The 14546-nt window shown below is 46.3% G+C and carries 15 protein-coding genes; 3 read left to right on the top strand and 12 right to left on the bottom strand.

All coding sequences use genetic code 11. From position 1 onward, the window contains the following. Positions 1-3: 3 nt before the first annotated feature. The 9 genes from QRN24_RS03980 to QRN24_RS03945 all read right to left on the bottom strand — a co-directional run bounded on the left by QRN24_RS03980 (position 4) and on the right by QRN24_RS03945 (position 6581). Positions 4-468 (bottom strand): phage terminase large subunit family protein, encoded by a 465-nt coding sequence (locus tag QRN24_RS03980; RefSeq protein WP_284942368.1) that lies wholly within the window; start codon positions 466-468, stop codon positions 4-6. Beyond that, positions 440-619, bottom strand: a complete 180-nt coding sequence (locus QRN24_RS03975) for a hypothetical protein (protein WP_284942367.1) — start codon at positions 617-619, stop codon at positions 440-442. Before QRN24_RS03975 ends, QRN24_RS03980 begins: the two co-directional genes overlap by 29 nt. A gap of 160 nt (positions 620-779) precedes the next feature. Next, positions 780-980 (bottom strand): hypothetical protein, encoded by a 201-nt coding sequence (locus QRN24_RS22780; RefSeq protein WP_502875261.1) that lies wholly within the window; start codon positions 978-980, stop codon positions 780-782. 444 nt (positions 981-1424) lie between these two features. Beyond that, positions 1425-1778 carry a hypothetical protein gene (locus QRN24_RS03970; RefSeq protein WP_284942366.1) on the bottom strand — a complete coding sequence of 118 codons (354 nt, stop codon included), beginning with the start codon at positions 1776-1778 and terminating at the stop codon, positions 1425-1427. A gap of 114 nt (positions 1779-1892) precedes the next feature. Continuing rightward, positions 1893-2147, bottom strand: a complete 255-nt coding sequence (locus tag QRN24_RS03965) for a hypothetical protein (protein WP_284942365.1) — start codon at positions 2145-2147, stop codon at positions 1893-1895. 105 nt (positions 2148-2252) lie between these two features. After that, complete coding sequence (locus QRN24_RS03960; protein ID WP_284942364.1) at positions 2253-2864, bottom strand: NADAR family anti-phage protein; 612 nt, start codon at positions 2862-2864, stop codon at positions 2253-2255. Positions 2865-2866: 2 nt separating this feature from the next. Further along, positions 2867-3886: a phosphoribosyltransferase-like anti-phage protein gene (locus tag QRN24_RS03955; protein WP_284942363.1), complete on the bottom strand. Its 1020-nt coding sequence runs from the start codon at positions 3884-3886 to the stop codon at positions 2867-2869. A 493-nt stretch (positions 3887-4379) separates the two neighbouring features. Beyond that, positions 4380-5411, bottom strand: a complete 1032-nt coding sequence (locus QRN24_RS03950) for a phosphoribosyltransferase-like anti-phage protein (RefSeq protein WP_284942362.1) — start codon at positions 5409-5411, stop codon at positions 4380-4382. Between the two features lie 366 nt (positions 5412-5777). Beyond that, positions 5778-6581 carry a DUF6694 family lipoprotein gene (locus QRN24_RS03945; protein WP_284942361.1) on the bottom strand — a complete coding sequence of 268 codons (804 nt, stop codon included), beginning with the start codon at positions 6579-6581 and terminating at the stop codon, positions 5778-5780. 801 nt (positions 6582-7382) lie between these two features. Between QRN24_RS03945 and QRN24_RS03940 the strand changes: the two genes are divergently transcribed. Together QRN24_RS03940 and QRN24_RS03935 are read left to right on the top strand one after the other, a co-directional pair. After that, positions 7383-8051: an epoxyqueuosine reductase QueH gene (locus tag QRN24_RS03940; protein ID WP_032681052.1), complete on the top strand. Its 669-nt coding sequence runs from the start codon at positions 7383-7385 to the stop codon at positions 8049-8051. A gap of 119 nt (positions 8052-8170) precedes the next feature. Then, positions 8171-8443, top strand: coding sequence for an ElaB/YgaM/YqjD family protein (locus QRN24_RS03935; RefSeq protein ID WP_014169987.1), 273 nt, complete (start codon positions 8171-8173; stop codon positions 8441-8443). A gap of 32 nt (positions 8444-8475) precedes the next feature. On the opposite strand, the gene QRN24_RS03930 is transcribed toward QRN24_RS03935, so the two are convergent. Then, the gene (locus tag QRN24_RS03930) at positions 8476-9939 is read right to left on the bottom strand and encodes an EAL domain-containing protein (RefSeq protein WP_151712269.1); all 1464 of its coding nucleotides are present in this window, start codon (positions 9937-9939) and stop codon (positions 8476-8478) included. A 291-nt stretch (positions 9940-10230) separates the two neighbouring features. Between QRN24_RS03930 and QRN24_RS03925 the strand changes: the two genes are divergently transcribed. Then, on the top strand, positions 10231-11115 hold the full coding sequence (locus QRN24_RS03925; protein ID WP_014169985.1) for a MarR family transcriptional regulator: 885 nt from the start codon (positions 10231-10233) through the stop codon (positions 11113-11115). Between the two features lie 35 nt (positions 11116-11150). Here QRN24_RS03925 and QRN24_RS03920 read toward each other — a convergent pair whose 3' ends face one another. After that, positions 11151-12326 (bottom strand): HlyD family type I secretion periplasmic adaptor subunit, encoded by a 1176-nt coding sequence (locus tag QRN24_RS03920; protein WP_014169984.1) that lies wholly within the window; start codon positions 12324-12326, stop codon positions 11151-11153. Next, positions 12323-14503, bottom strand: coding sequence for a type I secretion system permease/ATPase (locus QRN24_RS03915; RefSeq protein ID WP_279259257.1), 2181 nt, complete (start codon positions 14501-14503; stop codon positions 12323-12325). Before QRN24_RS03915 ends, QRN24_RS03920 begins: the two co-directional genes overlap by 4 nt. Between the last annotated feature and the right edge of the window lie 43 nt (positions 14504-14546).

The raw sequence follows: 14546 nt of genomic DNA, 5'->3' as shown, positions 1-14546 counted from the left end.
CCATCATGATCGAAAAAGTGGGTGCCCTCCTGCGTCCACGTGCAGTCTTCCGCCATCCAGCGACCGACCAGCTCCATTTTTTTCCAGATCGCTGTAATGGAAATGTTCGGGGCAATGGCAGCACTGATAATACGCCGAACGCCCTTTGTCTTCGCGCGTCAGCTGGCTGTCATCCCATTTGAGACCATACTCGATGCCCTCAAAACCGAATTTGAGCTCCTGTTCACCGCCGCAATGGGGGCAAGGCAGATAAAATCGGAAGACCAGATCCGCGCCATCTTCAAGCATCTCAATCTGGCTTTTGCCGGTCACTGTCGGAGTCGAGCCGAAAATAGCCTTCGGGTAAGACGCGCCCTCAATACGTACCAGGGCGAGTTCAATCAGGGACCCTTCGCCCTTCCCTTTTTTCGATACATCAAGTGGCCAGCCGTCAACTTCATCACCGGCGACAACCTGTTTCGTTGACATGAACGGCTAAGCCGGTGCCTTTGCTGCAGTGATGGATTTCAGCCGGGGTATCTTCATGTCCGATGTTTTTACAGACGATGCAACCCAGCTCAGAAACACGGGCCAGATGCTTATTTTCGGCTTTGGTTTTGTATGTGCTTTTCTTGCTCATGCCGCCGCCCTTTCATTCCTTTCATCTGGAGTAGCCAGGGCTTCGGCGTTAACAGGGCGAGATAGTGAGCAGGTGTGTTGGTTAATTCAGTTTGTGCCATGGTTAAGTCCCCTGGCACAGTTCTTACTCAGTCGCGAGTTGTTCAGGCTCGCAGTGATTATTATAAATCACTTACTGGTTGGCTAAAAGAGCACGGAGTAAGGCCTGCGTGCTGTCGTGCTTCATTAAGGGCAGTCAATGAGGTAACAAACTCATCTGTACGTAAAACAAATCCGCCGCAAATCCGGCCACATTCTATATAGACCAATACAGGGCCAGTATACCCAGCTGCGCCGGGTATCACATCGTCAGAAATATGCATGATATCTCCCGTTGGTAACTACTATTCTGTATATTTGTACAGTGTGTATTCGTTGGAGACATCAGAGTAATTTAAAATTGCTTAGACGATTAATTAGTTATACTTAAATTATAATTTATATGAATTAAAACGAATTAATTCATATAAAAAACAAATTGTTCATAATGTTATATATTTGTTGATTAAGGAATTAGTGCGTTTTATTTAACGCATCCATTTTTTTGAAGATAAAAAAACCGACAAAGCGGGTTTAAGATGCATGGGTTCTCATGTCTTGTGAGTATCGCCTTGTAAGGCATTTGAAAGAACGGACATAGAATGCTCAACATCTTTCAGAGATTTGGCGACCAGCTTACTACGTAATGTAACTAGCGCTTTTTCAATCTCTTCTTTTTCCTGTGTAGTAGTAGCCTGTTGCTCTAGCTTCTCTAACAGTTTTTGTGTTTAGTCTCTACATTCCCTTCTGGACCCAGGCAAACGCGTATTTGCAGTTCGTAACTCCTTGCTAAAGCCACGTAACCCTCTGATTACAACATTCCCATCCTTATCGGTGGTACGAATAGATTCGGGGAGAACATTCCTGTATTCACCCTTCATTTCAAATTCAAATGATACCCGGTCTGACTTATAGACCCATTGTTTGGAACCAAAGGCGAGAAAGCTGTATATTTTTCCTTCAATCTTGATGTAGTGTGCATGCCGCGCCTTTGTGTTACCGCCCCTACTTGGCGGTCTACTTTTTTCTTTTAAAACGGTGAAATAATCATCAATTTTTGCATCTTTAATTTCATTACTCATTATGGGCACCTTTTTATGAGATTCTTCTAATATAGCCAACAATATCCATATCACCAAGGCGCTCAATACTATAACAAAAGTCAAAGAAAACCCGCCGAAGCGGGTTTTCATATTTTAAACTGAAGGATCACTGATAGGTGTTGGTGACAATTCGTTTACAAAATGAGCAACATCGTTAGGATCCTGCGGATCTTCGCTTGCGATAAGATAAATCTTTAAGTGACCCTCTTTCTCGATGGAATACTCTCTCACGCGAAATCCAAAGTAGTGACCTGAACCGGGATTGGCGATCGTTATCTCCTGCCTTCCCTCTTCAATTTTCATCAAACGGGTACGACCATTACCTTCGACAAGAATGCAATCATGCATAGAATTCTCCAGCTTGAGTAAGTGATTCGCACACAAAATTATAACAAATACCCGCTTAAGCGGGTTTGCCGATCAGCCGCGACCACAAGAGGAACAAAGGCCATATTAAAAAAGCGATAAGCTATGCCCAGGGTCTACTGGTGGTGGAGTGAAAGTGACGTCGCGAATTTGTTCCCCGAGCAGAAGAAACTTATCCAAGGACAGCGGGGGTATGGTAGCAAAACCTGCGTGCCCCTTCCTTCTTGCAACGTCTCTCGCGTCCATAAGGATACGGCCTAACACATTCATGCCGTAAAAGTTACCTTCGGAGTCTTTACTCGCCCCCCAAAATTGATCCTTCTCTGAGTGTTCAACGATGTCATGTTCACCTGTACTATCAAGGAGGGCGAAGAACGATTCCCAGTTCTGGCAAAGCTTAACGCAAACACACCATTTCATTATCGAAACACGATTTTTTTCCCAGCCAGTACGAGTTTTAGATTCGAAATATCTAGCGGTTTGCTTAGCTTCGAAAGGGTTTCCTTGGGTTATAATGGCTTTTTGGATATCCGGGTAGTCTGGGTAGCGACATGCCTGATAGAGGATTTCACTTGATTGTATAGGAATATCGTTGACTAGGACTGGGTAGCCCTTAGCCATATTGGATAGCCCCCCCCATTTTTCGGTGGTTTTCTTGAATGGGACAGTGTTCTGTCTTAGGTATAGTCTGTAGCTCATGGTTATCGATTATACACAATACGTTTCATAAGAGGATACCAACATGCCAAAGCAGGCCCACCCGCCATTTCATAGTTTCCCCACCAAAATGCCAGGGGTACGTTATTAGGGCAATTTCTATATGTAAACATCGTCCCACCAAAACCCAATCCTGTAAAAGGAGAAAATCCCAGAGGCTTGAGTCCTCTTCTTGGTTCGTCACTATGAGATAAAATTGCGAAGCCTACTTCAGTAAATATGGTTTCAAGCCGATTGCGTCTCCGCTCATCGGGAAAAACATCGTTAATGATGAAACCGTTTCGGCAGGTTCCATTGTAATTTTCGGGATTGCGTGTACCCGGCGGGATTATAGCATTTGCTACATCAGGCCATAACACCTCGGATCTAGCATTATATGACAATCGATTTTCTAGATGCCTTATATCACCAGGGCCAATACGAAGTGTTATCCCCCTATCAGGAAAAGCTCTTTCAATTTTTTGCTGTATCTGCCAGGTTGCAGAAGAATGGTTACCCATGAAATATACTATAATGCAAACATTTTGTAAGTTATAATTTTCGATCAACCAAACTATATCTTCACTCGCTTTTAGCCCGGAGAAACAAACATCATCAAAATAAACAAATGTATCGAACGAATTCACATATCGTTGAGATGAGCGCCTTGTGACGACATTAATCTCTTCCGGGCAATGATCATATAAGCTCTGTATAATTTCCTGCTGACTGAATCCCTCATCCTGTATATCTAGAAAGGCAGCCGTTTCAAAAAGCTCTCGATTTTCTTGTGCGTTAGCGTTCTCGATAATTACCCGACCGTAATCTTCTCTGTTTATATATCCTAGTTTCAAAATACGATCAGTCTCCTCGAGGATAAAACGTACATCTTCTTGACGAAACTGATTTACCCAACGTGATACATGTTCACTATTCATTCCATTCGGAGGAACATGTCGATAATCGGAAAGTGTTGCAGCAATGCTAGCCTTAAGATCAGCATCCGTTATAACATTTAGGCACATAATATGAGTCCATTTGCAAAAGTTATAATCAAGAATACCCTCACTGACAAAAAATAAAAGACATTTTTTTATGTAGTTTAATGTTACATCATATTTTCAGTCAGAGTCAGTTGTTCCACCCCTATCGCCGTTTTGTCTGTCAGTTTTGGGTAGGGTGCTGTGCCATGTGAATCTCTTTATAATGACTAACTTAAATCAGCACGCGACGGAGACTTTAGGCACATCAAGCGACGGCTTGGGAGTACAACAAATCGCCAGCATTATGCTTAAGGTAACCAATTTTCATATGTACTGCCAACTGATATCCTACACTACCAACTAAACCGCCGATGCGGGTTTAAGGATCAGAAGCAACCTTGAAAGAAGCAAAAGCCGTATTAAAAAAGTGATTAGCTTTGACCTAATTCCACCGGTAGTGGAGAAAAGTAACATCGCGTATTTTTTCGCAGTGCAGTAGAACCCCATCAACAACGGTGTTTTGTAGTTAATATAGCTATAGTTCGTCCAACTCATTATATCCATTACGTCTCATAAGTGGATACCAGCAGTCTAATGCGGCATGACCTGTTGGTTCATAAGCTCCCCACCAAAAAGCCAAGGGTACATTATTAGGGCAATTTCGGTAAGTAAAAGTTGTTCCACCAAAACCCAAACCGTCAAAAGTAGAGAAACCTAAAGGTTTAAGAACTTCACTAGGTGTTTTTCTGTTTTGAAGAATATCAAAGCCCACCTTGGTTAGTATAGATTCGAAACGATCCCTGGAAGCTTGATTCCTAAAACTATCAGTAGTGAAATAACCTTTCCTATATATTCCTTTATAAACATCCAACTCATCGAACACCTCCGGCACATCCACACTTTCAATCTTGGGCCAGAAAACCCCAGATTTGGCAGACTGACTCTTTCGGTTTTCAACTTTACGTAAACCACCATTCTGCACGTATATTAAAATATTTCTGCCATTAAAAACTTCGTCTAATCGTCTTTTAATATTATAATCAGATAGCGTATGAGAAGAGAATAGATACACATTTATTTTGATATTTCTTAAATCAAAACTCATTACAAAATCGGTTATTGATTTAATAACCTTTTCACCAGAAAAAGACGTATCATCGATATAAACAAATCTCTTAAAATTATTCACCTCATCCTCTGTAGATGAATTAGTAACGATACTGAACTTAACATTCACCATTTCATAAAGAGAATGTAGTAATTCCTTCTGACTATTACCCTTCTTTTGAATATCTAAAAAACCTGCATATCTAAAAAATTTAGTATTCTTCTCGTTCCTAGCCATAGCTTTTAAAAGGGCTTTATAAAGGTCTTCAGAGAGATAACCCGCTCTTAATAAATAAAGGGTTTCATCTAATATAAATCGTCTATCATCAACTGAGAATTGCTTGATCCACTTACTAACATGTTCGGAACTCATTCCCTTAGCAGGCGGGTATCTATAATCGCTCAACTTTTCAACGATTTTATCGATTGCATTTTCATCAGTTAAAATATATAGGGACATAAAAATTCCTTCTTACGGAAAAGGCCTGAATAAATAAGAATGCTCTTATTTATTCAGGAAAATGCCGTGCATTCAACTTATATTTTTTTCAATATAGCGATAGCGATCACAATTGTTGCTTCTGCATTGAATTGATCCTTTGCGTCTTTTAGCTGAGGGGGTCATCCGCCAGAATTGCTGCCCAGGGTTAATTCATCTCCTGCGATTTGCTCATAACCACGACCAAAGGATGCAGAACGAATCGTGTGGCTAAACTTCCCTTCCCTTTCTGCCCTTATCTGGGTTCACCAGGTTAATATATCTGTCGCCACGTTTCCTTCGGACGTAAAAAAACCCGCCTAAGCGGGTCATTTTTTTAGCTAAAAATCACGGGTATTTTTTCTTCAATTCATCAAGCTTGTTACCGTCTTCCTCTGTAAACATTGTTGCATCAAACAACGCCCGCTTATCAGTACCGTCTACTCTCATGACTGTCACAGTGAAAACAGCGTCGCTTGGGGCATAAAATTGACCCCATTCAGAATTTTTAGGCGGAGCCAGAGCCCATGTAGCTTCTTCATTCGGTTTAAGCCCGTCAGGAATATCGTAAAAGAACTTACTTTCCAACCAGGGATCTGAGTGTCCATTGCTTGCTATCACTCCATGCAGGTAGGCTCTGGAAATAACGTTTTCACTCTTGTTTTTTACAACCAGTCTAATTACGGGTTGTGGCTCACCGTCTTCCTCAGGCTCCCTGGTAAATCTGGCTGATAAAACCTGGATTTTCTTCAGCTCTTCTTTAGCCATATCTGAGTCAGCTTTTTTCTTTTCTAGCGTTTTAATTTCCTGAATTGCCTGTTCTTTCTGCTTAAGCTCTCTCTCAGCTGTTACTTTCTGAGCATAAGAAATGACTTCCTCAGCAGTCTTTCCCGACAGGGGTTCGCGCATCTTTTTGCTGAGGTCTTCTTTGTCATTGTCTGATGAAGCATGCATGAGATCAGCCATGTTGATGTTACTGAATGCCACAACTTGCAGAGCGCTATCAAACTCCTCCCGCTTATTCTCCGGAAGTGACTCTCTGACTTTAGCTATAGACGATTTCATTGCATCATCAGTTGATGAGTCAATTTTAGGTTTATCGCAACCTGCAAGTAAGCAGGAAAGTAATATCACGCCAACAATTTTTTTCATGTCCCTATTCCATCAGTAAAAATTAGGAACAATCTTATCAGGAATTGGTGTATTGATAAAATAAGCATATAGAACATTAACTTGATTCAGTTGCATTCCACACGTCTGGTGATTATCAACGCCAGGCGCAGGGGCGTTTTCACCATGCCTTCTGCGTTTTGGCTGCGGTCATCACATCCCGCTCATTCATCACAATAAAAAAGGCCACCGAATGGCAGCCCTGGTCGTTAGGTATTTATCAATATCGTTTCATGGTGCCGACTGGCGTCCTTTCTGACCAATCAGGCCTCTCGCCAGCCATGATCGCACGCTGTTGGGATGGCGTCACAGACTGGGTTATCTCTGGCATAGCCTTGTATTCAGGTTTTTGAGGTGGGCTGAGAACCAGATCGGAACTACAACCTGTCAGCAAAAAAATCGCAAGAAGAGAGGAATTAAACTTGTGCACTCTATACCCTTCCAATGGGATAAAAAATTAAAGAAGAATCGTGGTGTCGGGTGCATCCCAGTGACTCTCCCCTGGTAAGCAAAGATGCGTACATACCTGCGGACAGCAGTAGTATGGAACGCCCTCTCGTCAGAGAGGATTCACCACGGAAATAAATTATGTCGAATTTATTCCTTCGGTCAATGCATGATTGCTATGAGTTGTCGCAGGATCAGGGGAATACGAGGTGACGTGATCGGAGCCATAGAAAAGAAACGTGGATGTTTATGTTCGCCGGGGTTTGCCCTGAACGTTCACTTTCTTCGGTTACGGGACTACAATTCAATAAATTTCATTCACATAGAGTTGATACGATGAGTACAACCCCCTTTATCCGCCCTCAACTTAACCTGCCAGACGGTGCCGACAAACTGCTGCTGCACTCCTGCTGCGCCCCCTGCTCGGGAGAAGTGATGGAGGCCATCCAGGCCTCGGGAATTGATTACACCATATTTTTCTATAACCCCAATATTCATCCACAAAAGGAATACCTCATCCGTAAGGAGGAGAATATTCGCTTTGCGGAAAAACACGGCGTGCCGTTTGTCGATGCCGATTACGACACCGATAACTGGTTTGAACGCGCTAAGGGCATGGAATGGGAACCCGAGCGCGGCATCCGCTGCACCATGTGCTTCGATATGCGTTTCGAACGCACGGCGTTGTATGCGGCAGAAAATGGTTTTCGCGTCATCAGTAGTTCATTAGGGATCTCCCGCTGGAAGAATATGCAGCAGATAAATGACTGCGGCCAGCGTGCGGCAGCGCGCTATCCGGGGATGGTCTACTGGGACTATAACTGGCGCAAACAGGGCGGTTCCTCGCGCATGATTGAGATAAGCAAGCGGGAACAGTTTTACCAGCAGGAATATTGCGGGTGCGTGTATTCGCTCAGGGACAGTAACCTGCACCGTAAGTCTCAGGGCCGCCCGCTTATCCGGATTGGGAAACTGTATTACGGTCAGGATGAGAATGAGAAATAAAGGGTTTATGGCATAGAGATATATCCGAAAACAGGAGGATTTTGTGCCAATTTCCGCCCTGCGTCCCTTAAAACGCAAAAGAAAGGCTATCCTTATACTATCAACACAAGGAGGCAAAAATGACTGATTTCAATACTGATAAAAATACACAGTTTGCAGAAGACAAAGCGAAAAATAAACTCGATGAACTGGCAGGCTCAGCCCAGCAGCAGTTTGGCGATTTCGTTGACTCCCCTAAGCATCAGGTTAAAGGTGCTGCCAAGAAATATGCCGCACAGGCCAGCGACGCCGTTTCCGATGTCACTGAAGCGGTGAGAAACAATCCCCTGACGGGTTTAATTGCTGCGGGGGCGGTAGGTATTGTTCTCGGCCTGTTACTGGGTCGAAAATAAATAAAGGCCCTTCGGGGCTTTATTTTTGCGCTTTAGCTAAACAATCTGACCATGCGATCTAATTCGTCTTCTTTCACCGCTCGCGACAGATAATAGCCCTGAAAGCTTTTAACCCCAAGGGCGACTAACTTCTCAAACTTCTCTTCGCTATCCACCCCTTCAGCAATACAATCCGTGCCGGTCATATCGCTGTATATCTGTATCGCTTTAATAAGATTATAATCATTATCATTCGCCACAAAATGCTCGACGATATCCCGGTCAAGCTTTAATCCATCAAAATGCACCTGCCTTACCGGGAACATGGTTTGATGGTTGGAAAAGCAGTCATCGAGAAACAGCCGGCACCCGGTATTGCGTAAACGCCGCATGGTTTCTGGGATCGTCCTATCCTTGGTCACATCAATATCTTCGGCAAATTCAAAGACCAGTTTGTCGGCCCACTGCGGATTGAGCAGCATCGCCACAGCCTTTTTGGCCATGTCGGGAAGTGCATTACCCGAGGCAAGTCGCGGGGGGATATTGACGGAAAAATAATATTTACCGTTATATTTATTAATACCCGACACCGCAGCATGAATCACTAGCGCAGTAATTTTTAGCCATATTTCCTGGCTTGAAATATCAGTAAGAAAATTAACTGGCTTGATAATTTTACCATTATTATTCCAGCGAATGAGTATCTCAAACCCCACCCCCTTCTTATAACGATCGGTTATGATTTGATACGCAGGGAATATTTCTCTTTTTAGCAATGCATTATAAACCGACGTCTCTTTGGCAGAGAGACTTTCTTTTTGCGTTAACCGTTCCGTGCTTCCTTCCATTCTTAAGGCATGCGGATCTTTCAGCCAGCGTCGGATCTGGTGTAATTTTTTCACCCCTTCCTTACGGTGGGTATAAACCGTTTTATTAGACAGCCCCATTTTTTCACACTGCTCTTTTACTGACATTCCGCGATAAAAATTTAATAAAACGCTTACCTCTCTTTCGGTTAAACCTTTTACGTTTTCCTGATAAGACAACCCCCAGTATTGGTCACGCAATGAACGTGAGTTATCCTTAAATACGTCATTATGCATACGAAAACAGGTCATAACATCAGGCACGCTGGCTATACGAATCAATGAAAGCTGGAAAGTATTATTTAACAGATTCCCCAGCGTTCGATACAGCCAGCCATCCGGCATTTCCCCGTACAGGGTTACCTTTCGAATAACAGGAAGTTTATTTAGCACGCAAGCGAGTCGCTTCAGGCTCTCCAGCAGAGAGACCACACCTTTGCCGAGAAACACCGAGATTTGAGCGTTTTGACTGCTAAGGATATTTTCCAGATCCTGCCGGGAAGGTTCATCCCCCTCAAAACGAACGTGCGAAGCGTCTATACCGTACTGTTTGAGTAACAGACTGTACCCCTGAAATGTGAAATGGCAGGTTGAGATGACAAATTTTTGCTCATAAAAAGCAGCATTTCTGAAAGAAATATTTTGGGTCATAACCTGCTCCTGGGCACAAAAACACATATCCCATTTGTGAATGTAACAAAATATAAAAAAACCCTGTTGTTGATAATAATTTTACAGTACACCATCAGGTTAAGAAACCGTTATCAACGTGACTAACGAGAACATCTTTGTGTTAATCACCGCCTGTATCCATATGCAGTATAAATATAAAATTCGCATCAAATAATAACGGTAAATATGTCAATCTCAAGGTATAATGAAAAATCCGAAAGAAGACTGGATACTTCATCTATCGGCTCATTCATATAAGAGACAAACGCTATGGATAATCATATCTCATCCAGGGCCTTGCTACATCGAAGGGATGTCATTAAAAACAACCCGCGATTCAGTGAGGCAATAACAGAGCACTACACCATTAATGACGCCATCTACAAAAAACAACCTTTGTTCTATAAAACGATGCTTCAGGAATCACGGTTCAACATTATTCTTTCCATGTGTTGTTTTATCTTTGGAAATCAGGCTGAGTCAGTATCAGAAATTAAAGAATTATGTTCCCGTTATAAAATAGCCAGCCCCAACAGTGTGATTGCGATCATCACCTTGCTCAGAACCACCGGGCGCATCAAGACCTGGCGCTGCAGTGAAGACAGACGCAAAACGAGAATCGCACCGACTGAAAAGGGACTTAATGAACTTAAACGCTACATGTCCGGCGCATTTTTGCCGGTAAGTATTCTTTTCCCAAAGTTTAATATCAACGTTAATCTGCTGGATAACGACATCCTGCGAAATAACTTTTTCCGTCGCGCAGCGGAATACCTTTTCAGGGGATTAACGTTCAGGAAGGTTTTGCCTGAAGTGGGATTGTTTATTGATAAAGACGGAGGGCGGATGATAATGTTATATCTTTACCTGCAGGCCATAAAAAATAAAACCGCACATGGCGCAGTAATACCTTATTCAGCCAACTTACTGGCTAAAGAATTTTTTGTTTCACGGATCCACGTCAACCGTATTATTAAATCGGCGCAAGAGGCGGGTTATCTTAAAGATCAGGGTGATGGCCAGATGTCGATTTACCCGGCGTTTATAGAACTGGTCGAAAACTATGCCGGATTATACTTCGCCTATGTGACTCACTATATCAACGTCGTTCCTAAAGAACGACGCCACGTTGTTAACGTAACGTCGACGGTATAATGTTTCTGGCGTTCGGTTTCCCGAACGCCCTTTGCTTACCGTTCCCGCAGTGCCTCTTTCGCCTTATTAAGCGGTTTCAACAGATAATCCAGAATCGTTTTACTGCCTGTTTTAATATCAACGGTCGCAATCATCCCCGGAAACACCGGGAAGGCTTTGCCTTGTCTATTGGTCAGATGGTTACTGTCAGTGCGGATATAGACCCGATAGTAATACACATCCCTTTTCACCTCATCCTGAAGCGTATCCGGCGAAATCATGGTCACCTCGCCCTCCAGCCCACCGTAAATGGAGTAGTCATAGGCGGTCACTTTCACCAGCGCTTTTTGTCCCGGATGAATAAAGGCGACATCGCGCGGCGAGATTTTCGCTTCAATCACCATCTGGTCATCAAGCGGAACCAGGCTCATCAGTTTGCCGTTTGGCGGAATCACCCCTCCCACGGTTGTCACGTCGATATCCTTAACGATCCCGCGCACCGGCGCATTGAAGGTCAGTCTCGTCAGCGAATCTTCACGCCCTTTCATCACCGAACGTTGCGCTTCAATCTCCGCATTCGCTTTCGCCAGCTCTTCACGGGCGCGAACGTAATACTGGTTTTTCATCTCGGTGATTTTGTTCTCAAGCTCATTTTTTTGACGCTCAAGACGTAACACCTCCACCTTACTGGCTGCCCCCTGCGTCACCAGCGGACGGGTCAGCGACAGCTCTCGCTGCACCAGCTCGGCCCCCTGCCGTAACCCCGCCAGCCCTTTCTCAAGACTTTCGCGACGAGACTGATACAGCGCCGTTTCCTGTTTGACCAGTTCAACGTCATCATCCAGCTCTGCCGGAAAAGCCAGTGCCGTGTCGTTCACTTCGGCCTTCAGACGCGAGGCGGTTGCCAGCGCGGCATTCAGGCGCGATTCACTCTCCAGCACGCTTGATTCGGTTTTCGTCCGGTCAAGCTGTGCCAGCTGCTGACCACGCTCAACGATGTCGCCTTCACGCACCAGCAAACTGTGAATAATGCCCCCTTCGAGGGACTGGATCACCTGCTCGTGGGAAGAGGGGATCACCTTGCCGCTACCGGTGGTGACCTCATCAAGGCTGAACAGGCTTGCCCAGGTGATAAATACCGCCAGCAGGGCGAACAGCGACCAGGCGACCCAGGTTGATCGCGGCAAGCGTGGCTCCTTCAGGCGGCTGTTGACGCGAGAGAAATCAGTCATGCTACGCCCTCCTCTACTACTGGTGTCGGTTTCATGGTCACGGTACGCTGTGAGGCTTTTTGCGGCGCCATACCGTGCTGGCGAAGGATGGCGTCGCGCGGGCCATCCATGATCACCTTGCCGTTTTCCAGCACGATGATACGGTCAACCAGTTCCAGAATAGGCAGGCGATGGGTCGCGACCACCAGCGTCCGGCGCTTGCCCAACCACGGTTTAAGGTGCTGGATAAACTGCTTCTCACTCATCTCGTCAAGCCAGGCGGTAGGTTCATCCAACAACAAAATGTTCGGAGAGGTGATCAGAGCACGGGCCAGTAATAACGCCTGACGCTGCCCGCCGGACAGGCCCGCGCCGCCTTCGTTGATAATGTAGTTGAGCCCCATTTTCTGTTTGCGGACAAACTCCAGCGCACCACTGTTCACCAGCGCCTGATGGATTTCATCGTCGGTGGCCAGCGGGTTGCCCATCAGAATGTTGTCCCGCACGGAGCCAAAGAACAGCCGCGCCTGCTGGCTCAGCAGCTGCATGTCGCGGCGCACGTCAGCCGGGTCCAGGTGGTTCAACGCGATATTATCCAGCAGAATGCTGCCCTGCTGAGGCTCCTGCATCCCTGCCAGCAGTTGCAGCAGCGTGCTTTTGCCGGAGCCATTGCGTCCGAGCACCGCCACCCGCTCACCGGCGCGAATCTGCAGTTTGCTGATGTTCAGAACGGTGAGTTTTTCTTCATCGTCGTACCAGAACCCCACCTCTTCCAGCGCATAATCCCCCCGCAGATGGGCTTTATGCACCTTCTTGCCCTGCTGAGGATCGTCAATCGGGCGCTGCATCAGATCGTCGAGTCCTTTACGCGCCACTTTCGCCGACTGCCAGCGGGAGAGCACGCCTGAAATTTGCGACAGCGGCGCGATGGTCCGGGACGCGAGAATAGAGGTCCCCACCAGCGCACCGGTGGTCATGTCCCCGCTGATAACCAGGTAACACCCCACCAACAGCACCACGGCATACACAATCGACTGCACCTCCTGCGTCCAGGTCAGCAACAGCCCGGTCAGCCAGCGCTGCTTCATGCCGACGTTAGCGGCAACATCATTGGTGTTATTCCACTGATTCTGGAAGCGCTGTTCAGCGCGCATCAGCTTGATGTCTTCAATGCCCTGAACCGCTTCCACCAGCGTGGCGTTACGAATGGCAGACTCGCGCATCCCTTCGCTGGACAGTTTGCCCAGCGGGCGCTGGACCAGCAGGCCCGGGATAAGCAGCAGCGGCACGGCAAGCAGGACAACCAGTACCAGAGGACCGCCAATCATCCACAAAATGAACACAAACAGCAGGAAGAATGGCAGATCGGAGATGGCCGCAATGGTGGTGGACGTGATCAGTTCACGTACCGACTCCAGCTCGCGGATCTGGGCAATAAACGACCCGGTTGACTTAGAGCGCGCCCCGTTTTTAATCCGCAGCGCGTGTGCAAAAACGCGTTCAGAAATACGCAGGTCGGCACGTTTACCCACCACATCCGAAATGTGCACGCGCAGCATGCGCATGATGAATTCGAAAACAATGGCGATCATCACGCCGCCAAACAGGACCCACAGCGTGGCTTCCGATTGCGAGGGCACCACCCTGTCATACACCTGCATGGAAAAGACCATGCCGGAAAGGGCCAGGACGTTAGCGACCAGCGCCACCAGCATAATATCGCTGTAGCGTCGCCAGTCCTTCAGGGCCAGCTGCCAGAACCAGTTTTTCTCATACGGTTTGATGTAATCATCCACCCGGGCATCCGGCGTGGACTCGAGCGGGCGCAGCACCAGCAGTCCTGTCAACCGTGAGCACAGCGCCTCACGCGTCAGCGTCGTCTCCAGGCCGCCGTCACCGCTGAACTGCAGGCTCACGTTGCCCTCGCTGTCCATGCGGTTAATGACCGCGATTTGCCCGCCGGTAAATTCCGCAAGCAGAGGTAAACGCCACGGGTCGAGGGAGACCGCGTCGGCCGCCACCATACGCATCCCTAACCCAAGCTGGCGTGCCATCTCTTCCAGCACCAGCTGGCGTGGAGACTGGCTTTCATGGTTAATCGTGACCCGAACATGCTCTGCCGAGAAGTCCAGCCGATAGTGCTTCGCGATGATGAGCATGCCCTGCAACCAGGGTTCGTACTGTGGATGTGTCTTCATAATGTTGTGAAATCTTTTATCGCTCTTCGTTGTAGCCACGCAA

Origin of the sequence: Enterobacter sp. MEB024, assembly GCF_030209635.1 — a bacterium.
Classification (GTDB): domain Bacteria; phylum Pseudomonadota; class Gammaproteobacteria; order Enterobacterales; family Enterobacteriaceae; genus Enterobacter; species Enterobacter ludwigii.
Note: the sequence above shows the minus strand (reverse complement) of the source record. Positions and strands in the feature narration are given on the sequence as shown.

Bases quoted from the DNA above. Each gene is read 5' to 3' on its own strand.
- QRN24_RS03915 (WP_279259257.1), bottom strand. From the start codon at position 14,503: ATGAAGACACATCCACAGTACGAACCCTGGTTGCAGGGCATGCTCATC.
- QRN24_RS03930 (WP_151712269.1), bottom strand. From the start codon at position 9,939: ATGACCCAAAATATTTCTTTCAGAAATGCTGCTTTTTATGAGCAAAAA.
- QRN24_RS03980 (WP_284942368.1), bottom strand. From the start codon at position 468: ATGTCAACGAAACAGGTTGTCGCCGGTGATGAAGTTGACGGCTGGCCA.
- QRN24_RS03920 (WP_014169984.1), bottom strand. From the start codon at position 12,326: ATGACTGATTTCTCTCGCGTCAACAGCCGCCTGAAGGAGCCACGCTTG.
- QRN24_RS03950 (WP_284942362.1), bottom strand. From the start codon at position 5,411: ATGTCCCTATATATTTTAACTGATGAAAATGCAATCGATAAAATCGTT.
- QRN24_RS03935 (WP_014169987.1), top strand. From the start codon at position 8,171: ATGACTGATTTCAATACTGATAAAAATACACAGTTTGCAGAAGACAAA.
- QRN24_RS03965 (WP_284942365.1), bottom strand. From the start codon at position 2,147: ATGCATGATTGCATTCTTGTCGAAGGTAATGGTCGTACCCGTTTGATG.
- QRN24_RS03940 (WP_032681052.1), top strand. From the start codon at position 7,383: ATGAGTACAACCCCCTTTATCCGCCCTCAACTTAACCTGCCAGACGGT.
- QRN24_RS03960 (WP_284942364.1), bottom strand. From the start codon at position 2,864: ATGAGCTACAGACTATACCTAAGACAGAACACTGTCCCATTCAAGAAA.
- QRN24_RS03975 (WP_284942367.1), bottom strand. From the start codon at position 619: ATGAGCAAGAAAAGCACATACAAAACCAAAGCCGAAAATAAGCATCTG.
- QRN24_RS03945 (WP_284942361.1), bottom strand. From the start codon at position 6,581: ATGAAAAAAATTGTTGGCGTGATATTACTTTCCTGCTTACTTGCAGGT.
- QRN24_RS03955 (WP_284942363.1), bottom strand. From the start codon at position 3,886: ATGTGCCTAAATGTTATAACGGATGCTGATCTTAAGGCTAGCATTGCT.
- QRN24_RS22780 (WP_502875261.1), bottom strand. From the start codon at position 980: ATGCATATTTCTGACGATGTGATACCCGGCGCAGCTGGGTATACTGGC.
- QRN24_RS03970 (WP_284942366.1), bottom strand. From the start codon at position 1,778: ATGAGTAATGAAATTAAAGATGCAAAAATTGATGATTATTTCACCGTT.
- QRN24_RS03925 (WP_014169985.1), top strand. From the start codon at position 10,231: ATGGATAATCATATCTCATCCAGGGCCTTGCTACATCGAAGGGATGTC.